The organism is Crossiella sp. NPDC003009, from assembly GCF_053591555.1.
The window spans coordinates 43,237-63,538 of the sequence record NZ_JBSFUA010000041.1 but is presented as its reverse complement, the minus strand read 5'-3'; the positions used below and the strand labels follow the sequence as shown (position 1 = coordinate 63,538).

The following is a 20,302-nucleotide window of genomic DNA, read 5'->3' as shown; positions in this document are numbered from 1 at the left end:
CGGGCTCTCGCTGAGGGAAGCTCAGCGAGAGCCCGCCACACGATCGGCTAAGCCGAGGTGGCCACCACCGCCGGTTCGAGGCAGTAGATCTGGTAGGCGGCCTTGATCACCGGCTGGGCCACGTTGCGGACCCGGACCCCGCCGGGGGTGCTGCCGTGCTCGGTGCCGAAGTGGGCGTGGCCGTGCAGGGCCAGGTCGGTGCCCGTGCTGTCGATGGCCTCGGCCAGCAGGTAGGAACCCAGGAACGGGTAGATCTCCGGGGGTTCGCCCTTGAGGGTGTCGTTGACCGGCGAGTAGTGGGTCAGCGCGACCTTGATGTCGCACTCCAGGCCGTTGAGCGCGTCGGCGAGCTGGCCGGAGACCTCGGTGGTGTGGTCGATGAAGGCCTTCATCTCCCGTTCGCCGAAGGAGCTTCCGCACTTGCCCGCGAAGCCGCCGCCGAAGCCCTTCACCCCGGCCACGCCCAGGGTGCACTTGCCGATCTCCAGGGTGACGCCGTTGCCTTCCAGCACGGTGATGCCGTGCTCGGTGAGCAGGCCGGCGACCTGATCGGGGATGTCGGCGTGGTGGTCGTGGTTGCCCAGCACCGCCAGCACCGGCACCGGCAGGCCGGAGAACTCCTCGGCGACCACCTTGGCCTCGTCCAGGCTGCCGTGCTTGGTCAAATCTCCCGCCAGCAGCAGCACGTCGGCGCAGTCGCCGAGCTCCTCAAGGGCGGGTCGCAGGTGTCCGGCGGCGTCCGGTCCCAGGTGGACGTCGCCGACCGCGGCTATCCGGATCACCGTAGCTCCTCCCGTCCAGTCGGCGCACCGGCCTCGACCACGTGGGTCTCGTTGTGCACCACCAGGTCCGGCGCCAGTTCGCCGATCACCTCATCCAGGTTGCGCCGCCGCTGCTCGCTGGCGACCTCGCCGGAGAGGAAGACGTGCTCACCGCGCACGGTGACCTTGACCCCCTGCTCGGCGGTGCGGGGGTCCTCCACCAGCGCGCGGCGCAACCGGCCCACCTCATACTGCGGCGTTCGTGCTTCGTTCACCCTGTCCTCCTCGATGGCCGACCGCGCCCAGCGCCGGGGCGATCCGCAACCGCTTGAGCAGCAACAGGAAAGCCTCGGCGTACGGGGAGTCGGCGGTGTCGGTGGCGACCCGCTCCCAATCGACCTGCTCGCGCAGGGCGCGGGCCATCGGCAGCAGTTCGGTGAAGTCGCAGCGGTGCGGCCCGAGCACCAGCAGCTTGTCCACCACCAGGTCGGTGGCGCGGGCCACCGGCGCGGTGACCGAGCCGATCCGCAGGTCCTCGGCCCGTGCCAGCTGCTCGTGGGTGACCGGCCGGTCGTTGGGGCGGAAGATCAGGTCGATCAGCCGGTCCCCGTCGTAGGCCTTGAGCAGCCAGTCCTCCGGTGGCTGGGCGCCGCGCATCCCGTTGTCCACCAAGGCTTGCACCGCGCGGCGGGCGTCCTCGCCGGTGACCAGCAGGTCGATGTCGTGGTCGGAGGCCGCCCCGCCGCGCGCGTAGACCGCCGCGCCGCCGGTGACGGCGAAGGGGATGTCCTTGGCGCGCAAGGTGGTCACCACTTTGACCAGGGTGCGCAGCAGCGCGTCCGGGTCCGCCGTCGGCGGCTCCTGCGGGGGCTCTTCCAGCGGTAACGGGGCCAGTTCCTCGCTCATCCGCGCTCGATTCGCATCGCCCGCTGTTCCGGGCCGCCACGCTCCGGGACCTGCTCCTCGCCCGGTTCGATCTCGCCGAGCTCGGGGTCGGCTTCTGGCGGGGCCTCGTCGATGGTCTCGTCCAGCTCCTCGTCGGGGGTGGCTCCCAACGGAGGCTCCGGTGGCAGCTCAGGTTGCTGGTCGGGAACTTCCTCGGCCAGCCGGTCGGCCAGGGGTTCGCCCTCGGACTGCTCGCGGGCGGTGGTGCCGTGCCGGTTGGCCTCCGCCCAGTCCTCCGGCGGCTCGATCCCTTCCTCAAGGGGGTCCATGCCGATGCGGTCCTCGTCCAGGTCCTCGGCGGCGGTCAGGTTCGCCGGGTCCTCGGGGGTGTGCTCGGTGGTGCCGAGCTCGTCCGGGGGCGGCGGGCTGTACTCGTGCGACGTCATGTCTCTCCCTCCTCAGGCCAGTGCGGTCGCGGTCTGCTTGGCCCTGGGCAGCACGTGCTCGGCCCAGTTGCGGAAGAACTCCTCTTGGTCGGGGCCGATCTGCTGCACGTAGACCTCGTCGAACCCGGCGTCCACATAGGACCGCAGCGCGGCAAGGTGGGCGTCGACGTCCGGGCCGCAGGGCACTGCCTGCCTGCTCATCTCCGGGGTGACCAGTTCGGCGGCCTGCTCGAAGTGCCGGGGCGCGGGCAGCACCTGGGCCAGTTCGCCGGGCAGGGACTCGTTGGGCCACAACCGGTGCACGGTCTGCGCGGCCTGCTCCTCGGTCTCGGCCCAGCACACCTTGAACCCGCCCTGGGCCGGTTTGCCCGCCCCGCCGTGCTCGCGGAAGATTCCGAGGGTCTCGGCGTCGGGTTGGGTGCTCATGAACCCGTCGGCGACCCGCCCGGCCAGCTTGGCGGCCTTGGGGCCGAAGGCGGAGAAGTAGATGGGCACCGGCTGCTCGGGCAGGGTGTAGATGCGGGCGTTTTGCACGGTGTAGAACTCGCCGTCGTGGTCGACCTGCTTGCCGGTGTGCAGTGCCCGGATGACCTCGATCGCCTCTTCCAGCATGCGCAGCCGGACGTCGGCGGAGGGCCACGGGTCGCCGAGGATGTGTTCGTTGAGCGCCTCGCCGCTGCCCACCCCGAGGGTGAACCGGCCCTCGCACTGCACGGCCGCGGTGGCCGCGGCCTGGGCGATGACCGCCGGGTGGGTGCGCACGGTGGGGCAGGTGACCGCGGTGGTGATGGGCAGCCGGGTGGCCTCTGAGAGCGCGCCGATCACCGACCACACGAACGGGCTCTGGCCCTGCTCGCCGTTCCACGGGTGGAAGTGGTCGGAGATCCACAGCCGCTCGAACCCGGCCTGCTCGGCCAGCCGGGCCTGGCGGACCAGCTCCCGTGGGCCGTGCTCCTCGCAGGACAGGAAGTATCCGATGCTGACCATGACGCCCGGTTACCCAACGCCGCCCACCTCACACACCGCCACTACCGGGCGAAACAGGTGTATACGCGCGCGTGTCTGGGTAACCCGGGTGGCATGAGAGCGATGTGGCGGGGCGCGATCTCCTTCGGGTTGGTCACCATCGCGGTGAAGCTGTACGCGGCCACCGAGGAGCACGACTTCCGCTTCCACCAGGTGCACCGCGCCGACGGCGGCCGCATCCGGTACAAGCGCGTCTGCTCAGCCTGCGGCGAGGAGGTCGACTACGCCGAGATCGACCGCGGCTACGAGCTGGAGGACGGCCGCCTGGTCACCCTGACCAAGGAGGACTTCGACTCCCTGCCCATCACCACCGACCGGGCCATCGACGTGGTGGAGTTCGTCTCCGCCGAGCAGATCGACCCGATCTACTTCCAGAAGAGCTACTACCTGGAACCCGACAAGGCCGCGGTCCGCCCCTACGTGCTGCTGCGCACCGCCCTGGAACAGGCCGACCGGCTGGCCGTTGTGAAGATCACCCTGCGGCAGCGGGAGACCCTGGCGATGCTGCGCGCCCGCGAGGACGTGCTGGTGCTGCACACCATGATGTGGCCGGATGAGATCCGGGTTCCGGAGTTCCCGTTCCTGCACGAGGACACCGAGGTCCGCCGCCAGGAGCTGCAGATGGCAGGCTCGCTGGTGGAGAGCATGTCCGGGGACTTCCACCCCGAGGAGTTCGGCGATGACTACCGGGTGGCGCTGCAGGAGCTGATCGAGGCCAAGGCCGAGGGCGCGGCCCCACCGGCACGCGGCGAACAGGAACAGCACGCCGAGGTCGTCGACCTCATGACCGCGTTGCAGCGCAGCGTGGAAGCCGCCGGCGGCAAGGGCGAGCCCGCCAAGCGCAAGACCACCAGTCGCGCCAAGCCCGCCGCGGAGAAGACCACCACCCGCGCCCGCACCGGCGGCACGAAGACAACCGCCAAGACCGGCACCACCAAGTCCAGCACGGCCAAGGCCAGTGGTGCCAAGACCTCCAGCAGCCGGAGCACGGCCAAGTCGGGCACCGCCAAACCCCGCACCCCCAAACGATCCGCCTAGCCCGTGGGCGATCTCACCGAGTACCGCCGCAAACGGGACCCCGCCCGCACCCCCGAGCCGGTGCCCGGACCCGGACCGCTGCCCCGCGGCCAGGACGACACCTTCGTCATCCAGGAACACCACGCCCGCCGCCTGCACTGGGACGTCCGCCTCGAACGCGCCGGGGTCCTGGTCTCCTGGGCCGTGCCCAAAGGACTGCCCACCGAACCCGGCGTGCCCCGCCTGGCCGTGCACACCGAGGACCACCCGCTCTCCTACGCCGCCTTCGCCGGGGAGATCCCGCGCGGGGAGTACGGCGCGGGCACCATGACCATCTGGGACGCCGGGCACTACGAGACCATCCAGTGGACCAGGGCCAGGGTCGAGGTCGTCCTGCACGGCCAACGCGCCAACGGCCGGTTCCTGTTCTCCCGCAAGGGCGAGAACTGGCTGGTGCACCGCCTGGACGCCCCCGGCAACCCGGACTGGGTGCCCCTGCCCGAAGCCGTCCCGCCCATGCTCGCCTCCCCCGGTGTGCTGCCCCCGGCCGAGCAGGACGAGCTGTGGTCCTATGAGTTCAAATGGGACGGGGTCCGCGCGATCGCCCGCGTCGACGGCGGCCGGCTGACCCTGCACTCCCGCGCAGGCGGCGAGATCACCGCCACCTACCCGGAGATCCGCGGCCTCGGCGACCAGCTCGGCAGCACCCAGACCCTCCTGGACGGCGAGATCGTGGCCTTCCGCGACGGCAAACCCAGCTTCACCGCCCTGCAACGCCGCATGCACGTCGGCGACGCCGCCACCGTGCGCCGCCTGACCGAGTCCCAGCCGGTGCACTACCTCATCTTCGACCTGCTGCACCTCGACGGACAGTCCACAGTGGACTTACGTTACGCCGAGCGCCGCCGCCTGCTCGACGAGCTCGCCCTCAGCGGCCCCCGCTGGCTCACCCCACCGGCCTACCCCGGCGCCGGTGCCGCCGTGCTGCGCGCCGCCCAGGACGCCGGACTGGAAGGCGTGCTCGCCAAACGCCGGGACTCCCGCTACCACCCCGGCCACCGCAGCCCCGACTGGATCAAGATCACCGACCTGCGCACCCAAGAGGTGGTCATCGGCGGCTGGCGCACCGGCCACGGCCGCCGCGAAGGCCTGCTCGGCTCCCTCATGCTCGGCATCCCCGCCCAGGGCGGCCTGCGCTACGTCGGCCAGGTCGGCACCGGCTTCACCCAGGAGATGCTGCGCCTGCTCACCCGCCGCCTGACCGCACTGGCCCGCAAGAGCTCCCCCTTCCTCGACCGCGTCCCCGCCGACCGCGCCCGCACCACCCACTGGGTCACCCCGTCCCTGGTCGGCGAGGTCTCCTTCCGGGAATGGACACCGGAGGGGAAGCTGCGCACACCCTCCTGGCGCGGCTTGCGGCCAGATCGCCGCCCAGAAGAGATCACGGCCTAGGATCGCCTGCGTGGACCGCAACATCCGCAGCGTGGAAGACGTGCTCCGGCTGCTCGACGGCCTCTTCGCCCGCGAAGCTGACCGCTGGACCAGCGACGGCGGCGCCGCCTGGTGGGACCGCTTCTACGCCGACCGGGACAAGCCGGTCCCGTTCTTCGTGGCCAAACCGGACGAGAGCCTGCTCGACTGGCTCCACCGCGGCCTGCTCACCCCCTGCCGGGTTCTGGACCTGGGCTGCGGCGCCGGCCGCAACGCCATCCACCTGGCCAAAGCGGGCTTCACCGTGGACGCCGTCGACCTCTCCCCCACCGCGATCACCTGGGCCCGCGAACGCGCCGGCCAAGCGGACGCGGACATCCGCTTCCACCAGGGCGATGCCTTCCAGCTCGACCTGGACGGCCGCTACGACCTGATCTACGACTCCGGCTGCTTCCACCACCTGCCCCCGCACCGCCGGATCAGCTACCTCGACCTGCTCACCCGCCTGCTCGCCCCCGGCGGGCACTTCGCGCTGACCTGCTTCGCCACCGGCGGCATGGGCTCCGAGGTCCCCGACGCCGAGCTCTACCGCGAAGCCAGCCTCTTCGGCGGACTGGCCTACACCGACGAAGAACTGCGCTGGATCTTCCACGAGCTCACCGAGGTCGAACTGCGCCGCATGCGCCCCCAGCCCGCCGAGGACCCCGCCTTCGGCGAGTCCTTCCTGTGGACGGCCCTGTTCCGTGCACCCGTCTAACCAGCACACCGGCGACGTCGCCGGACACCTCATCCAAGCCGGCTCCATCACCGGCGACATCCACCTGCACGCCCCGCCACCGCCCATCCCCCGCCAACTGCCACCGGCCCCACCCGCCTTCGTCGGCCGCACCCCGGAACTGGACGCACTGGGCCGCGCGCCGATCACCGCACTGGCCGGCACCGGCGGCATCGGCAAAACCGCACTCGCCCTGCACTGGGCACACCAGCGCCTGGACGCCTTCCCCGACGGACAGCTCTTCGTCGACCTGCGCGGCTTCAGCCCCGAAACCGAACCGCTGACCCCGGCCGCCGCCGTCCGCGGCTTCCTCGACGCCCTCGGCCAGGACCCCTCCCACCTGCCGGCCGACCCCTTCGCCCACTACCGCAGCCTGGTCGCGGGCAAGCAGCTGCTCATCGTGCTGGACAACGCCGCCGACACCGCCCAGGTCCTGCCCCTGCTGCCCGGCAGCCCTGCCTGCACCGTCCTGGTGACCAGCCGCAACCACCTGCCCGGCCTGGTCAGCACCCAACACGCCCACCACGTGCCTCTTGACGTCCTGCCCGGCCCGGAGTCCCACGACCTGCTGACCCAGCGTTTGGGCGCCACCGACCCCGCCGCCCTGGACGAACTCGCCGCGCTCTGCGGCGGACTCCCGCTGGCCCTCAACATCGTCGCCGGCCGAGCCCAGACCCAGCCCCACCTGCCACTGGCCGAGGTGGTCGCCGAACTCCGCGAGACCGGCCTGGACGAGGACGACCCGACCGCCAGCATCACCGCCGTGCTGTCCTGGTCCCACCGCGCGCTGACCATCGAACAAGCCAGGGCCTTCGGCCTGCTCGGCATCGCCCCCGGCCCGGACATCAGCACCGCCGCCGCCACCGCCCTGCTCGGCTCACCCGGCAGCCGCCGCACCCTGCGCGCCCTCGAACAAGCCTCACTCCTGCACCGCGACGCCACCGGCCGCTGGCGCATGCACGACCTGGTCCGCGACTTCGCCGCCACCCAGGCCACCGACGCCGACCTGAGCCGCCTCACCGACTTCTACCGGCACACCGCCCTGCGCGCCCGCCACCACCTCGACCGGCTGCACCAGCTCCCCCTGCCGCTCGACCCACCCCGCACCCCGCCCCTGGAGCTGCCGGACGAACGCGCCGCACTGGCCTGGTTCGACGCCGAACACGCCTGCCTGCTGGCCACCCTGCCCCTGGGCGATGCCACCCTGACCTGGCAGCTGGCCTGGGCTATGACCACCTTCCACCAGCGCCGCGGCCACCGGCTCGAACACCACGAGACCTGGACCCTCGGCCTGGCCGCCGCCGAAGAGCTCGACCACCCCGAGGCCCGCTACACCGCCCTGCGCCTGCTCGGCCGCGCCAACCTGCGCCTGAACCGCCCCCAGGAGGCCCTCGACCAGCTCACCCGCGCCGTCGAGCAGTCCGTCGCGGCAGGCGACCTGGCCGGACGCGCCCACGCCGAACGGGCACTGGCCCTGGCCTGGCAGGAACTGGGCGAGCACCAACGCGCCCTCACCCACGCCACCCACGCTCTGGACGCCTTCGAACAGCTCGACGCCCCCGAATGGCGGGCCAAGGCGCTCAAGGGCTACGGCTGGCACCTGGCCAACCTCGGGCTCCAGCTCAAAGCCCTGGACTACTTCATGACCGCCTTGGAACTCTCCCGCGTACACCACTACCGGGACGGGGAGGCCGGCGCCTTGCACAGCATCGGCAGCATCGGCCTGCGACTCGGCCGCCACCAGCAGGCCATCGACTACCTCAGCCAAGCCCTGGACCGCTACCGCGAACTCGGCGACCACTACGAACAGGCCGACATCCTGCGCCGCCTCGGCCTCGCCCACACCGCCCTCGACCAGCCCGAACAAGCCAGCACGGCCTGGCGGCAGGCGCTGGAGCTCTACCGCGCCCAGCACCGCCACCCCCAGGCCGACTGGCTACTTGCCCGCCTCGGCGAAACCTGACACCAGCCGCCCCACACCCGGCCCCGACAACCCCGCCAAACCCGAGGGCCGCCCGGTGGCCAGCATCAGCAGCTCATCCACCGGACCACGCACCTCCGCACCCTCACCGGAGGAGAAGTCGACGTCAGTGGCCACCAGCCGCAGCCCCGCGAACCGCTTGCGCGCCCCGTAGAACGCACTGCCCAGCACGTGCTCCAGCGCCGCCAGCGCCCGCTCCACCGGCATCACCCGCACCCGGCCCAGCGGCCGCGCGATGTCCTGCCCGTGCACCAACGTGTCCGTCAGCGGATCCAGCACCCCCGACCCCGGCGTCCGCTTCGCCGAGCCCGCGGTCTCCCGGTACTGCGCGATCAGCTCCGCCGGAGAGAACCGCGCCGAACGCTCCCGCGCCAGGTTCGTCTCCATCCGGTCAAAACTGCCCCGCGCCCGGATCGCCGCCCACACCGTGGCCCCCAGCGACATCCGGGTGGCCACGGTCAGGTGCGCCACCACCTCGTGCACCGTCCACTCCGCACACAACGACTGGACCCGGAAGTCCGGCTCGCTCAACGTCTCCAGGAACTCCGCCAGGTCAAGACGCTCGGCGTGGGTCCAGGCGAGGATCTGCTCACGGTCCATGGTCAATCTTTCCTTCCACAGCAACAAGTCGATGGCGCAGGTGCGCACGCTCGGTTTCATTTCCCACCAGCTTCAGCGCCTGCCGGTAGGCATCCGCGGCCTCCACCAGGCGGCCAAGCCGCTCCAGCAGATCCGCACGGGCCAGCGGATACAGGTGATAGCCACGCAACTTCGGCTCCGCCGCCAGCCCGTCCAGCAGCGCCAGCCCCACGGCCGGACCATCCCGCATCGCCACCGCCGCCGCCCGGTTCAACGCCACCACCGGCGACGGAGCGATCTTCAACAACACGTCGTAGAGAGCCACGATCTGCGGCCAGTCAGTGCTTTCCACATCAGCGGCCTCATCGTGCAACGCCGCGATCGCCGCCTGCACCCCGAACTGCCCGGCCGGACCACCGGTCAGCGCCGCCACCACCAGATGCTGACCCTCCTCGATCATCACCTGGTCCCAGCGGCTCCGGTCCTGATCGGCCAGCAACACCACCTCACCAGCCGGCCCGGTGCGCGCCGCCCGCCGGGCATGCACCAGCAGCATCAACGCCAGCAACCCGGTCACCTCCCGCTGACCCGGCAACAGCCGGTGCAGGATCCGCGCCAACCGGATCGCCTCCTCAGCCAGGTCCAGCCGCTGCAACCGCGGACCCGAACTGGCCGCATACCCCTCGGTGAAGATCGAGTACAACACCGAGAGCACCCCCGGCAACCGCTCCGGCAACTCATCGGCCCCCGGCACCCGGAACGGGATCCGCGCCTCCCGGATCTTCTTCTTCGCCCGCACGATCCGCTGCGCCATCGTCGCCGCGGGCACCAGATAGGCCCGCGCCACCTCACCCGTGGTCAACCCGGCCAGGCACCGCAGCGTCAACGCACCCCGGTCCTCCGCGGGCAACGCCGGATGCGCGCAGGTGAAGAACAACTGCAACCGCTCATCCGGCAACTCCGCCCCCAGGTCAGCCGAGGGCACCGGATCAGCCCGGTCCGCCTCCACCTGCAAGATCGCCAACCGCGCCGCATAAACCTGGTCCCGCCGCAGCCGGTCCACCGCCTTGCGCCGCGCCGTGGTCAGCAGCCACGCCCCCGGACGCGCGGGCACGCCGTCGACCGGCCAGTGCGTCAACGCCGCCTCGATCGCCTCCGCGGCGACCTCCTCGGCCAGATCCAGGTCACCGAAGCGCCGCACCAGCGAGGCCAGCAGCCTGCCGTGCTCCTCCCGGAAGACCGACTCCACCGACTCCGCCGACGACGCCCGCCCGTCCACGACGATCAGCTCCCGAAGTCCGCGACCGGCCGCACCACGACCGCCCCGCCATCCCGCGAACCAGGACACCGCGCCGCCCACTCCAGCGCCACATCCAGGTTCGGCACGTCGATGATGTCGTAACCGCCCAGCACCTCACGGGTCTCCGCGAACGGCCCATCGATGATCGTCCGCTCCCCCGACGCGCTGACCTGCACCGTCGTCGCCGTGGTCAGATCGGCCAGCGCATGCCCGGACACCCAGATCCCGGCCGCCTTCATCTCCTTCTCAAAGGCGACCCAGTCCTCCACCGTGCACTGCGGCTCCTGCGCCGGGTCCCCACTGAACATCAACAGCATGTACTTCACAGTTCGGCCTCTCGTCGGTTCTGGTGCTGGCGTACACCATGACGACGAACGGCCACCCCCGATATCGACACGCCCGCGAAAATTTCTCCACCGCGGTAGTCCCAGCCACCCGTGGGTACCCCACCCCGGTGGACGCCGACACCGTCACGGTCGCGGTCGAAGACCGCCGGGTACGCCTGACCAACCTGGACAAGGTGCTCTACCCGCAGGCCCGCACCACCAAGTCCGAGGTCATCGACTACTACGCCCGCATCGCCCCGGTGCTGCTGCCCCACCTGCGCCACCGCCCGGCCACCCTGCGCCGCTTCCCCGACGGCGTCACCGGCGAGAGCTTCTACGAGAAGAACACCTCCCGGCACGCCCCCGAGTGGGTCCGCACCGCCGAGATCCCCACCCCCGGCAGCAGCCGCGGCCGCGACAGCATCCACTACCTGCTCGTCAACGACCTGGCCACCCTGATGTGGGCAGCCAACCTGGCCGCCCTCGAACTCCACGTTCCACAGTGGACAGTCGGACCCCGGGGCGGCATCAGGGAACCCGACCGCCTGGTCTTCGACCTCGACCCCGGCGCACCAGCCGACCTGGTCCTGTGCTGCCGCGTCGCCGAACACCTGCGCACCGTGCTCGCCGAGGACGGCCTCACCGCCTACCCCAAGGTCAGCGGCGGCAAAGGCCTCCAGCTCTACGTCCCGGTCCGGGTCAGCGCCCCCGAACGCACCAGCGCCTACGCCAAGGCCATCGCCGAACGCCTGGCCAGGCAACTGCCCAACCTGGTCGTCTCCCGCATGACCAAGTCCGAACGCACCGGCAAGATCCTCATCGACTGGAGCCAGAACAACCCCGCCAAGACCACCGTGGCCCCCTACTCCCTGCGCGCCCAGCCCACCCCCACCGTGGCCGCCCCCATCACCTGGGCCGAGGTGGAGAACTGCACCAAACCCGGCCAGCTCCGCTTCAGCCCGGCCGAGGCCGTCGAACGCGTCGAGGACGACGGCGACCTGTGGGCCGCCCTGCTCGACCCCGGCCGGGCCCAGCACCTGCCCCGCTAGAACCCGCTACAGCACGTCGATGATGCCCACGATCTGCGCCACGATCATCGCCACCACCAGCAGCGTCAGCACACCCACCAGCACCAGCGTGACCCGCCCCGTCGCGGCCGAGGGCTCCGGCTCCCGGTGCGACAACCCCGACATCCCGCCCTCCGCCGGCGGCGTCTCACCAGGCGGCACACCGCCACCAGGCTCCAGACCAGGGGTTCGCTCCGGCTCGGGGTGCGGCGGTCGCTCACTCATGCCACCCGGGTAACCCGTTTTCCCCCGACCACACCGGGTAGGCCCTCCACCATGGGTGACATCTGCGCGCAACGCCTCATCGGCCGCCTCGCCGAATGGGGCGTGGACACCATCTTCGGCCTGCCCGGCGACGGCGTGAACGGACTCATGGAAGGCCTGCGCCGCCACCGCGACCAGGTCCGCTTCGTGCTCGTCCAGCACGAGGAAGCCGCCGCCTTCATGGCCACCGCGCACGCCAAGGCCACCGGAGGCCTCGGCGTCTGCCTGGCCACCTCCGGCCCCGGCGGCATCCACCTGCTCAACGGCCTCTACGACGCCAAACTCGACCACGCCCCCGTGCTCGCCCTCACCGGCGCCCAGGAAACCGGCCTGCTCGGCTCCGGCTACCAGCAAGAGGTCGACCTCACCGCTGTCTTCGCCGACGTCGCCGAGTACAACCTGCTCATCACCAACCCCCAGCAGGTCCCCGGCGTCCTCGACGGCGCCGTGCGCACCGCACTGGCCCGCCGCGGCGTGGCCCACCTGTGCCTGCCCAACGACGTGCAGATCGCCCCGGCCGACGCCGACCCCTACAGCCACGGCGCACCCGGCATCCCGCACCACGGCGCACCGATCTTCCCCGAACACCGCCCCATCCCCGCCGAAATCCAGCTGCACGCCGCGGCCACCCTGCTCAACGAGGGCACCCGCCCCGCCATCCTGGTCGGTGCCGGCGCACTCGGCGCGGGCGCCGAGGTCACCCAGGTCGCCGACACCCTCGGCGCACCGGTGCTGAAAACCCTGCCGGGCAAAGCAGTCCTGCCCGACGACTCGCCCTACACCGTCGGCGGCCTCGGCCTGCTCGGCACCGCACCCAGCGCCGAGCTCGTCGACGACATCGACACCCTGCTCATGGTCGGCACCAACTTCCCCTACACCCGCCACCTGCCCGACCCCGACAAGGTCCGCGTCGCCCAGATCGACACCTTCCCCGAACGCATCGGCGTCCGCTTGCCCGTCACCGCCCCCGTCGTCGGCGACGCCCAGGAGTCACTGCGCCGCCTGATCCCGTTGCTGGACAAGCGAGACCACGACCACCTGGGCAAGTACCAGTCCAAAATGGACACGTGGCGGCAAGACCTGGCCAGCCAGCAGAACCCGGACCGCTCCCCCATCGCACCCCAGTACCTGGCCCACCTGCTGGACACCCTGGCCACCGACGACGCCATCCTCACCTGCGACTCCGGCACCGTCACCACCTGGGCCGCCCGCCACTGGACCATCCGCGGCACCCGCGAGTTCTACCTCTCCGCCACCCTGGCCACCATGGCCTGCGGCCTGCCCTACGCCCTGGCCGTGCAACTGGCCCACCCCGGCCGCCAGGTCATCGCCTTCATCGGCGACGGCGGCTTCGCCATGCTCATGGGCGAGTTCCTCACCGCGGTCCGGCTGAACCTGCCGGTCAAGGTCATCATCAACAACAACGGCTCCCTCGGCCAGATCCTCTGGGAACAGATGGTCCTGGGCTACCCCGAACACGGCGTCCGCTTCGGCGAGCCCCGCTCCGACTTCAGCGGCTGGGCCCGCTCCTGCGGCGCCTACGGCGCGAAGATCGACTCCCCCGAGGCCCTCCCGGACGCCGTCCGCGCCGCACTGGCCCACCCCGGCCCCGCCCTGCTCGACGTCGATGTCAACCCCGACGAGCCCCCACTGCCCGGCAAGATCACCTACGAGCAGGCCACCAAGTTCGCCCAGTCCTTCCTCAAGGGCCAGCCCCGCGCCAAGCAGATCGCCACCACCCTGTTCAAGGACCGCATCCAGAAGCTCTGACCTCCCGCCCCGGTTGACATGCAGCCGGTTGACTGCCTATCGTTCAGGCAGCCAACCGGCTGCATGTGCGAGAGGACCGCATGGACGAGGTGTTCAAAGCGCTGGCCGACCCCAGCCGCCGCCGACTACTGGACAGCCTGAACAACCACAACGGCCAGACCCTCCGGGAACTTTGCGCCGAACTGGACATGGCCCGCCAGTCAGTCAGCAAACACCTGGCCATTCTGGAAGAAGCGCACCTCATCACCACCACCTGGCGCGGGCGGGAAAAACTGCACTACCTCAACGCCGAACCCATCAACGCCATCGCCGACCGCTGGATAACCCATTACCACCGGCACCGCGTGCAAGCACTGGCCAACCTGAAAACCGCATTGGAGCACACCCCCATGAACCCCTTCGTCTACACCACCTACATCCACACCACCCCCGAACGCCTCTGGACCGCCCTCACCACCCCCGAGTTCACCAAGCAGTACTGGGGCGCGGAGCTGGCATCGGACTGGAAACCCGGCTCCACCATCACCTGGACCCAAGGCACCTGGACCCACACCGACCCCGACCAGGTGGTGCTGGAAGCCACCCCGCACACCCGCCTGTCCTACACCTGGCACACCTTGACCCCGGACTTCGGCACCAGCGTCGGCCTGGACGAAGACCTGGTCGCCAAGCTCGCCGCCGAACCCCGCTCCAAGGCCACCTTCGACCTCGAACCCCTCGGCGAGCTGGTCAAACTGACCGTCACGCACGACGGCTTCGCCCCGGACTCGGTGCTGCGCGGCATGATCAGCGAAGGCTGGATCCCCATCATCGCCAGCCTCAAGACGCTGTTGGAGACCGGCAAGGTCCTGCCGGAACCGAAGACCGCGAACGCCTGAGCAGATCCCCGTGACCGGTCAGGCGGCCGACCGCTCGGCCGCCGGTCGGCGACGCAGGCCCACGGTCGTGACCGCGGGCGGCGAGTAGGCGACCTCGTTCGGCCCGGCATCCGTGCCGGGCGGCGCGATCTCGTCAATCCGGTCCAGGATCTCCTCCTCCAGGACCACCTCGGCCCCGGCCAACAGGTCCTCCAGCTGCTCCATCGTGCGCGGCCCGATGATCGCCGAGGTCACGCCGGGATGGGCGATCGCGAACGCCATCGCGAGGTGGGTCATCGGCAGACCCGCCTGTTCGGCGAGCGGGATCAGCTGCTCGACGACCTCAAGCTTGCGGTCGACGTCGAAGTGGTGCGGCATCAGGCCGGAGCGGTGAGTGCCCGACTGCTGACCCTTGCGGAACCGGCCGGTGAGCAGACCCTGCGCCAACGGGCTCCAGACCAGGGTTCCCATGCCGTACCGAAGGCACACCGGCAGCACCTCGCGCTCGATACCGCGGTTGATGATTGAGTACGGCGGCTGCTCGGTCCGGAACCGCTCCAGCCCACGGCGTTCGGCAACCCACTGCGCCTCCACGATGTCCGAGGCGAGGAAGGAGGACGTGCCGATGGCGCGGACCTTGCCGCTGCGCACCAGGTCCGACAGCGCCGACAGCGTCTCCTCGATGTCGGTCGTCGGGTCGGGGCGGTGGATCTGGTACAGGTCCAGGTGGTCGGTCCCCAGGCGTCGCAGGGAGTTCTCGACCGCGATCGTGAGCCAGCGCCGAGAGTTTCCCCGGTGGTTGGGATCGGCGCTCATCGGCAGGTGCGCCTTACTGGCGAGCACGACGTTCTCCCGGCGGCCCTTGAGCGCCTTGCCGACGATCTCCTCGGATTCGCCGAGGGAGTACGCGTCAGCGGTGTCGACGAAGTTGATCCCGGCGTCCAGCGCCTTGTGAATGATCCGGATCGACTCCTCGTGGTCGGGATTTCCCATGGACCCGAACATCATCGCGCCCAGGCAGTAGGGGCTGACCTGGATTCCGGTCCGGCCCAGCGTGCGGTACTTCATGCTTCTCCTTGTGCGCGGTGGCCGCGCAGTCGCTCGTCGTCGAACACGATCTCCACCAACGGACTCCGCGCCGGCTACCGGCCGAGGTCCTGGGGACCGGCGTGCTGGGTGCCCAGTTCGCGCCGGTTCCGCAGCGCCAGCACCTCGGTGATCACACGTCGACGGGTGGCCTCGGCGAGGTCGTAGCCGCCGTTCTCCTGGGTCTCCTGCTTGGTTTCAGCCTGCATGGCCGTTGTCTCCGTAGCGTTCTGGGCTGGTACTTCCAGCACACCAACGCTTCGGCCGGACGGCCAGCGAGATCCTCTTGGGTACTTGCACAATGCTGCCGACCGCGGCAGGGCATCGTCACGGCAGCGCTTCGACCGACCCGGGAATCCGCGCTTCCCGCAGCCGCACCGCGTCGACACTGGGCGGCGCGCCGAACTGACGCCGGTACTCCCGGCTGAACTGGGAGGGGTTCTGATAACCGACCCGGTAGCTCACCGCGGTGACGTCCTTGGGGCGCTGCGCCAGCAGCAGCCGCGCCTCCTGCAGCCGGATGTGCTTCTGGAACTGGATGGGTGTCATCGCGGTCAGCTCCTGGAAGTTCCGGTGGAACGCGGACACGCTCATCCCCGCGAGCTGGGCCACCTCCTCCACGCGGAACGGCCGGGTGTAGTTCTCCCGGATCCAGCGGACCGCGCGCCGGATGTGCGACAACCGGCTGTCGGCGAGACCGAGCTGGCGGACCGCGTCACCCTGGTCACCGGTGAGCAGGCGCCACAGGATCTCGCGTTTGACCAGCGGGGCCAGCGCCGCCCGGTCCCGGGGCTGGCCCAGCAACCGCAGCAACCGCACGATCGCTTCCATCAGCTCGGCCGGCGCGTCGCTCACCGCGATGCCCGGCCGGACGATTCCCGCGTGCGGCGGCGACTCCACCGGCCCGCCGGTGAGCAGCAGTTCGGCGATCTCGGCGGGTTCGAGGGTCATGCCGAAGCCGAGCGAGGGGCTGCCGGGCGTCTCGCCGAGGAAGTGCCCCGTCACCGGAAGATCAACCGAGGCGATCAGGTACTGGCCCACGCCGTACTCGTAGATCCGCTCACCCAGGGCCAGTCGCTTCGTCCCTTGCGCGACCACGGCGAGCACCGTGCCGGACATCCCGGTCTGCGGCGCGCCGCTCCGCTCGGCCTGACAGATCCGGACGCCCTCGATCGCGGTGGTCCCGTCCGGCCGGACGTGCCGTGCCAGCAGTTCGCGGAACTCCTCGACAACGGCCTTCAGCGCTAGATCCACAGGTCGTTGCCCCGCGCGGCCACGGCCACCACGGCAACCCGAATTCGCGAAACGCTCACGCCGCGGACATTAACATCGACCTGATCAACCCATTCTCCGCTCCATCCAGGCGCTTTCGTTTTGCCCGTCTCCACTCAAACTACTTTCACTCGTCACTGAAGTCATCAGAGCTACCGAGCAAAAAGTTTGATCGTCGCCGGAGCTGTGCCTACGATGCGCACGCCTCGTCGACGGCAACGGGAATCCGACCTGTTCGGAGCGGTCGCGCCACTGTGAAGCCAGACCCCGTGCCGTCCACACCGCCACCTAGCGGGCCGCGTCAGCCCGGGGAGGTTTCACCGCGTGCGTCGTTCCAGGACCGGCCCCGTCTTACTGGTGCTGGCGCTGTTGACGCTGCTCACGACCGCCTTCTCCACCTCGGTCGGCGCTGAGCAGCTGCCCCTCCCCGCCGTGCTCGACGTCCTCGCCGCCCGCCTCACCGGCTCCCCCGGACCCGACCTCACCTTCGACACCATCGTCTGGCACCTGCGCCTGCCCCGGACCTTGCTCGCCCTGGTGGTCGGCGCGGGACTGGCCATCGCGGGCGCGGCGATCCAGACCCTGGTCCGCAACCCGCTGGCCGACCCGTACCTGCTCGGCGTCTCCTCCGGCGCGAGCGTCGGCGCGACCGCGGTGATCACCACCGGCCTGTTCGCGGGCACGGGGATCTGGGCGCTGTCGGCTGGTGCGCTGCTCGGCGCGTTCGGCGCGGCGGCGCTGGTGTTCGCGATCGCGGTGGCCCAGGGCGGGCTGACCCCGCTGCGGCTGGTGCTCACCGGGACGGTGCTGGGCTCGGCGTTCTCCGCGGTCGCCAGCTATCTCGTCTTCCGCAGCGCGGACGCCCGCGCGGCCGAGTCGGTGCTGTTCTGGCTGCTGGGCAGCCTGGCGGGCGCGGACTGGGACCGGCTCGGGCTGCCACTGGCCACCGTGCTGCTGCTGGGCGGCCTGCTGCTCGCGGGCAGCGGCTGGCTGGACGCCCTGGCCATCGGACCGGACACCGCCGCGGCCCTGGGGGTTCCGGTGCGCTTCCTGCGCAACGCGCTCTTCGTCGGACTGGCGGTGCTGGTCGGGGTGCTGGTGGCGATCTCCGGCGGGATCGGGTTCGTCGGACTGGTGATCCCGCACATCGCCCGGCTGCTGGTCGGCGCGCGGCACCGGGCGATGCTGCCGGTGGCCGCGCTGACCGGGGCGCTGTTCCTGCTCTGCGTGGACATGGCCGCCCGGGTGCTGGTCCGGCCGGTGGAGGTGCCGCTCAGCGTGGTCACCGGACTCGTCGGCGCACCGGTGTTCCTGCTCCTGCTGGGCCGCCGCCGCTACCGCTTCGGGAGCGCCGGATGACCGCGACCCTGCGCGCCACCGGCCTGGACTGCGCGATCGGCGGCCGCACCATCCTGCGCGCGGTCGAGCTCGCCGTCCGGCCCGGCGAGGTGCTCGGCTTCGTCGGCCCCAACGGCAGCGGCAAGTCCACCCTGCTCCGCGTGCTGGCCGGAATCCGCCCACCCGCAGCCGGGCAGGTCCTGCTCGACGACCAGCCGCTGTCCGCACTCTCCGCACGACAACGCGCCCTGCGCATCGCCGTGGTCGGCCAGGAAGAAGAGCTGCCTGCTGACCTCCTGGTCGGCGAACTCGTCGCCCTCGGCCTCACCCCGCACCGCGCCCCCTGGTCCGGCGGCGACCGGCGCGAGCTCGACACAGTCCGCACAGCACTGTCCACAGTGGACTTAGCGGACGCCATCGACCGACCGGTGGAACAGCTCTCCGGCGGCGAACGGCGGCGCGTCCTGCTGGCCAGGGGGATCGCCCAGGACGCGCCGCTGCTGGTGCTCGACGAACCCACCAACCACCTCGACATCCGCCACCAGCTCCAGCTGCTCGACCTGGTGCGCGCACTGGAGCGGACCGTGCTGCTCGCGTTGCACGACCTCAACCTGGCCGCCGACGTCTGCGACCGGGTCGTCGTGCTGCACAACGGCCACGCCCGCCCCGCCGCGCCACCCGAACAAGCCCTGACCCCGGAGCTGGTGCGCGAGGTCTTCGGCGTCCGGGCCACCCGGGTCACCCACCCGGACACCGGCCGCCCGCACCTGCTGTTCACCCCGACCCTGGAGCGCCCATGAGCCGTCCCCTGCCCCTGCTGATCGGCGCGGTCGCGCTGCTCGCCCTGCCCGCCTGCGGCAGCGGACCGGCCGCGCAGCCCAGCGCGAGCTCGGTCACCGTCACCAACTGCGGCAGCCAGGTCAGCTTCCCGGCCCCGGCCAAGCGGCTGTTCGTCAACGACGGCAACCTGATCGCGCTCACCCTGGCCCTGCGCGCGCAGGACCAGATCGCCGCCGTGTCCAGCGTCCAGCGCGACGCGGCCACCCTCAAACGGCACTACGGCGAGGTGGTGGACAAGCTCAACTCGGTCGCCCCGGAGTACCCGTCCCGGGAAACCGTGCTGGCCCAGCGCCCGGACGTGATGGTGGCCGGCTGGAGCTACGGCTACGCCGAGGACAAGCAGCTCACCCCGGCCACCCTGCGCCAGCAGAACGTGGCCGCCTACGTGCTCACCGAGAGCTGCCGCCAGTCCGACGGCAAGGCCGCCCGCGGCGTGGTCGAACCCTGGCAGGCCCTGCGCGAGGACCTGGGCAACCTGGGCAAGATCACCGGCCGCACCGCCGAGGCGGACCAGGTCACCGCGGACCTGGACACCCGGCTGAAAACCCTGCGCGAGGCTCCGAAACCGGCCACCCCGCCCACGGTGTTCCTGTTCGACTCCGGCACCGACAGCGTCTACTCCAGCGGCCGCTTCGGCGCGCCCGAGGCGATCATCGGAGCCGCCGGGGCGCGCAACGCGCTCTCCGATGTGGACGACACCTGGACCAAGGTCTCCTGGGAGCGGGTGGCCGCGGCCAAACCGGAGGCCTTCCTGTTCGTGGACTACCCGCCGCAGCGCTACGCGGACAAGGTCGCGCTGCTCAAGGCACGGGCCGGGATCAACGAGCTGCCCGCGGTGCGGGAGAACCGGTTCCTCAACCTGCCCTACGCGCTGTGGACCTCGGGGCCGCTCAACATCGACGCCGCCGAACAGGTGCGCAAGGCGCTGGAAGGCTGGGGACTGGTCCCGGCCTCGGGCGTCACTCCGAAGTCTGACGACCGGGTCGCGAACTGAGCAGGTCCGCCGCACCGGTGGCACCATGGTCGGCATGAGCTTCCTGGACAAGGCGAAAGAGCTGGCGGCGCAGGCCAAGGAAAAGGCGGCCGAGCTGGCGCAGGGCCCCGCGGGGGACAAGGCGCGCGAGCTGGCCGCCAAGGGTGTCGACGCCGCGGCAGGCGGAATCGACAAGGTCACCGGCGGCAAGTACCACGACAAGATCGAGAACGTCAGCACCAAGGTGGAAGGTTTCCTGGACAAGGACGGCAAGCCGGGCGGTGACGCCAAGCCCTGACTTGGCAGAC

At 70.9% G+C, this 20,302-nt stretch carries 23 protein-coding genes; 11 read left to right on the top strand and 12 right to left on the bottom strand.

The annotated features are described in order from the left end of the window. Window positions 1–47: 47 nt before the first annotated feature. The 5 genes from ACWDY5_RS31910 to ACWDY5_RS31890 are packed head-to-tail and all read right to left on the bottom strand — an operon-like array spanning window position 48 to window position 3,079. On the bottom strand, window positions 48–782 hold the full coding sequence (locus ACWDY5_RS31910; RefSeq protein WP_449725855.1) for a metallophosphoesterase family protein: 735 nt from the start codon (window positions 780–782) through the stop codon (window positions 48–50). After that, window positions 779–1,036 (bottom strand): BON domain-containing protein, encoded by a 258-nt coding sequence (locus ACWDY5_RS31905; protein ID WP_449725854.1) that lies wholly within the window; start codon window positions 1,034–1,036, stop codon window positions 779–781. The genes ACWDY5_RS31910 and ACWDY5_RS31905 overlap by 4 nt, the downstream gene beginning before the upstream one ends. Then, window positions 1,008–1,667 carry a nucleotidyltransferase family protein gene (locus ACWDY5_RS31900; protein ID WP_449725853.1) on the bottom strand — a complete coding sequence of 220 codons (660 nt, stop codon included), beginning with the start codon at window positions 1,665–1,667 and terminating at the stop codon, window positions 1,008–1,010. Before ACWDY5_RS31900 ends, ACWDY5_RS31905 begins: the two co-directional genes overlap by 29 nt. Further along, window positions 1,664–2,092: a hypothetical protein gene (locus ACWDY5_RS31895; protein ID WP_449725852.1), complete on the bottom strand. Its 429-nt coding sequence runs from the start codon at window positions 2,090–2,092 to the stop codon at window positions 1,664–1,666. The genes ACWDY5_RS31900 and ACWDY5_RS31895 overlap by 4 nt, the downstream gene beginning before the upstream one ends. A gap of 12 nt (window positions 2,093–2,104) precedes the next feature. Next, window positions 2,105–3,079 carry a TIGR03557 family F420-dependent LLM class oxidoreductase gene (locus ACWDY5_RS31890; protein WP_449725851.1) on the bottom strand — a complete coding sequence of 325 codons (975 nt, stop codon included), beginning with the start codon at window positions 3,077–3,079 and terminating at the stop codon, window positions 2,105–2,107. Between the two features lie 93 nt (window positions 3,080–3,172). On the opposite strand from ACWDY5_RS31890, the gene ku reads away from it, so the two are divergent. Genes ku through ACWDY5_RS31870 form a run of 4 tightly spaced genes read left to right on the top strand, consistent with a single transcriptional unit; the run spans window position 3,173 to window position 8,304 of the window. Further along, a complete protein-coding gene (gene ku / locus ACWDY5_RS31885) occupies window positions 3,173–4,156 on the top strand; it encodes a non-homologous end joining protein Ku (RefSeq protein WP_449725850.1) in 984 nt (327 codons plus the stop codon). Window positions 4,157–4,159: 3 nt separating this feature from the next. Further along, window positions 4,160–5,587: a non-homologous end-joining DNA ligase gene (gene ligD, locus ACWDY5_RS31880; RefSeq protein WP_449725849.1), complete on the top strand. Its 1,428-nt coding sequence runs from the start codon at window positions 4,160–4,162 to the stop codon at window positions 5,585–5,587. Window positions 5,588–5,597: 10 nt separating this feature from the next. Further along, window positions 5,598–6,323 carry a class I SAM-dependent methyltransferase gene (locus ACWDY5_RS31875; protein ID WP_449725848.1) on the top strand — a complete coding sequence of 242 codons (726 nt, stop codon included), beginning with the start codon at window positions 5,598–5,600 and terminating at the stop codon, window positions 6,321–6,323. After that, on the top strand, window positions 6,310–8,304 hold the full coding sequence (locus tag ACWDY5_RS31870; protein ID WP_449725847.1) for an ATP-binding protein: 1,995 nt from the start codon (window positions 6,310–6,312) through the stop codon (window positions 8,302–8,304). The genes ACWDY5_RS31875 and ACWDY5_RS31870 overlap by 14 nt, the downstream gene beginning before the upstream one ends. Here ACWDY5_RS31870 and ACWDY5_RS31865 read toward each other — a convergent pair. From ACWDY5_RS31865 to ACWDY5_RS31855, 3 genes are read right to left on the bottom strand one after another with little or no spacing between them, the layout of a single operon-like run. Further along, window positions 8,278–8,922, bottom strand: coding sequence for a maleylpyruvate isomerase family mycothiol-dependent enzyme (locus tag ACWDY5_RS31865; protein ID WP_449725846.1), 645 nt, complete (start codon window positions 8,920–8,922; stop codon window positions 8,278–8,280). The two genes, ACWDY5_RS31870 and ACWDY5_RS31865, sit on opposite strands and share 27 nt — an antisense overlap. Next, a complete protein-coding gene (locus ACWDY5_RS31860; protein WP_449725845.1) occupies window positions 8,912–10,180 on the bottom strand; it encodes an RNA polymerase sigma factor in 1,269 nt (422 codons plus the stop codon). Before ACWDY5_RS31860 ends, ACWDY5_RS31865 begins: the two co-directional genes overlap by 11 nt. 5 nt (window positions 10,181–10,185) lie before the next feature. Then, window positions 10,186–10,527, bottom strand: a complete 342-nt coding sequence (locus tag ACWDY5_RS31855) for a YciI family protein (protein ID WP_449725844.1) — start codon at window positions 10,525–10,527, stop codon at window positions 10,186–10,188. Between the two features lie 128 nt (window positions 10,528–10,655). Here ACWDY5_RS31855 and ligD (ACWDY5_RS31850) point away from each other — a divergent pair, with 128 nt between their 5' ends. After that, a complete protein-coding gene (ligD, locus tag ACWDY5_RS31850; protein ID WP_449725843.1) occupies window positions 10,656–11,576 on the top strand; it encodes a non-homologous end-joining DNA ligase in 921 nt (306 codons plus the stop codon). Between the two features lie 6 nt (window positions 11,577–11,582). Here ligD (ACWDY5_RS31850) and ACWDY5_RS31845 read toward each other — a convergent pair whose 3' ends face one another. Next, a complete protein-coding gene (locus ACWDY5_RS31845; protein WP_449725842.1) occupies window positions 11,583–11,819 on the bottom strand; it encodes a DUF6480 family protein in 237 nt (78 codons plus the stop codon). 51 nt (window positions 11,820–11,870) lie between these two features. Here ACWDY5_RS31845 and ACWDY5_RS31840 point away from each other — a divergent pair, with 51 nt between their 5' ends. Both ACWDY5_RS31840 and ACWDY5_RS31835 read left to right on the top strand, forming a co-directional pair. Further along, a complete protein-coding gene (locus ACWDY5_RS31840; RefSeq protein WP_449725841.1) occupies window positions 11,871–13,628 on the top strand; it encodes a thiamine pyrophosphate-dependent enzyme in 1,758 nt (585 codons plus the stop codon). An 80-nt stretch (window positions 13,629–13,708) separates the two neighbouring features. Continuing rightward, entirely contained in the window at window positions 13,709–14,506 is a 798-nt protein-coding gene (locus tag ACWDY5_RS31835) for an ArsR/SmtB family transcription factor (RefSeq protein ID WP_449725840.1), read from the top strand. Between the two features lie 18 nt (window positions 14,507–14,524). Here ACWDY5_RS31835 and ACWDY5_RS31830 read toward each other — a convergent pair whose 3' ends face one another. The 3 genes from ACWDY5_RS31830 to ACWDY5_RS31820 all read right to left on the bottom strand — a co-directional run bounded on the left by ACWDY5_RS31830 (window position 14,525) and on the right by ACWDY5_RS31820 (window position 16,825). Next, window positions 14,525–15,553, bottom strand: a complete 1,029-nt coding sequence (locus tag ACWDY5_RS31830) for an aldo/keto reductase (RefSeq protein ID WP_449725839.1) — start codon at window positions 15,551–15,553, stop codon at window positions 14,525–14,527. 74 nt (window positions 15,554–15,627) lie between these two features. Then, the gene (locus ACWDY5_RS31825) at window positions 15,628–15,780 is read right to left on the bottom strand and encodes a hypothetical protein (RefSeq protein WP_449725838.1); all 153 of its coding nucleotides are present in this window, start codon (window positions 15,778–15,780) and stop codon (window positions 15,628–15,630) included. A gap of 118 nt (window positions 15,781–15,898) precedes the next feature. Further along, window positions 15,899–16,825 carry an AraC family transcriptional regulator N-terminal domain-containing protein gene (locus tag ACWDY5_RS31820; RefSeq protein WP_449725837.1) on the bottom strand — a complete coding sequence of 309 codons (927 nt, stop codon included), beginning with the start codon at window positions 16,823–16,825 and terminating at the stop codon, window positions 15,899–15,901. 342 nt (window positions 16,826–17,167) lie between these two features. Between ACWDY5_RS31820 and ACWDY5_RS31815 the strand changes: the two genes are divergently transcribed. Genes ACWDY5_RS31815 through ACWDY5_RS31800 form a run of 4 tightly spaced genes read left to right on the top strand, consistent with a single transcriptional unit; the run spans window position 17,168 to window position 20,292 of the window. Then, a complete protein-coding gene (locus ACWDY5_RS31815; protein ID WP_449725836.1) occupies window positions 17,168–18,202 on the top strand; it encodes a FecCD family ABC transporter permease in 1,035 nt (344 codons plus the stop codon). Continuing rightward, window positions 18,199–18,981, top strand: a complete 783-nt coding sequence (locus ACWDY5_RS31810) for an ABC transporter ATP-binding protein (protein ID WP_449725835.1) — start codon at window positions 18,199–18,201, stop codon at window positions 18,979–18,981. Before ACWDY5_RS31815 ends, ACWDY5_RS31810 begins: the two co-directional genes overlap by 4 nt. Next, on the top strand, window positions 18,978–20,015 hold the full coding sequence (locus ACWDY5_RS31805; protein WP_449725834.1) for an ABC transporter substrate-binding protein: 1,038 nt from the start codon (window positions 18,978–18,980) through the stop codon (window positions 20,013–20,015). The genes ACWDY5_RS31810 and ACWDY5_RS31805 overlap by 4 nt, the downstream gene beginning before the upstream one ends. A gap of 34 nt (window positions 20,016–20,049) precedes the next feature. Further along, window positions 20,050–20,292 carry a hypothetical protein gene (locus ACWDY5_RS31800; protein WP_449725833.1) on the top strand — a complete coding sequence of 81 codons (243 nt, stop codon included), beginning with the start codon at window positions 20,050–20,052 and terminating at the stop codon, window positions 20,290–20,292. The last annotated feature ends 10 nt before the right edge of the window (window positions 20,293–20,302 follow it).

Bases quoted from the DNA above. Each gene is read 5' to 3' on its own strand.
- ACWDY5_RS31800 (WP_449725833.1), top strand. From the start codon at position 20,050: ATGAGCTTCCTGGACAAGGCGAAAGAGCTGGCGGCGCAGGCCAAGGAA.
- ACWDY5_RS31830 (WP_449725839.1), bottom strand. From the start codon at position 15,553: ATGAAGTACCGCACGCTGGGCCGGACCGGAATCCAGGTCAGCCCCTAC.
- ACWDY5_RS31840 (WP_449725841.1), top strand. From the start codon at position 11,871: ATGGGTGACATCTGCGCGCAACGCCTCATCGGCCGCCTCGCCGAATGG.
- ACWDY5_RS31900 (WP_449725853.1), bottom strand. From the start codon at position 1,667: ATGAGCGAGGAACTGGCCCCGTTACCGCTGGAAGAGCCCCCGCAGGAG.
- ku (WP_449725850.1), top strand. From the start codon at position 3,173: ATGAGAGCGATGTGGCGGGGCGCGATCTCCTTCGGGTTGGTCACCATC.
- ACWDY5_RS31890 (WP_449725851.1), bottom strand. From the start codon at position 3,079: ATGGTCAGCATCGGATACTTCCTGTCCTGCGAGGAGCACGGCCCACGG.
- ACWDY5_RS31810 (WP_449725835.1), top strand. From the start codon at position 18,199: ATGACCGCGACCCTGCGCGCCACCGGCCTGGACTGCGCGATCGGCGGC.
- ACWDY5_RS31805 (WP_449725834.1), top strand. From the start codon at position 18,978: ATGAGCCGTCCCCTGCCCCTGCTGATCGGCGCGGTCGCGCTGCTCGCC.
- ACWDY5_RS31825 (WP_449725838.1), bottom strand. From the start codon at position 15,780: ATGCAGGCTGAAACCAAGCAGGAGACCCAGGAGAACGGCGGCTACGAC.
- ACWDY5_RS31835 (WP_449725840.1), top strand. From the start codon at position 13,709: ATGGACGAGGTGTTCAAAGCGCTGGCCGACCCCAGCCGCCGCCGACTA.
- ACWDY5_RS31865 (WP_449725846.1), bottom strand. From the start codon at position 8,922: ATGGACCGTGAGCAGATCCTCGCCTGGACCCACGCCGAGCGTCTTGAC.
- ACWDY5_RS31895 (WP_449725852.1), bottom strand. From the start codon at position 2,092: ATGACGTCGCACGAGTACAGCCCGCCGCCCCCGGACGAGCTCGGCACC.
- ACWDY5_RS31845 (WP_449725842.1), bottom strand. From the start codon at position 11,819: ATGAGTGAGCGACCGCCGCACCCCGAGCCGGAGCGAACCCCTGGTCTG.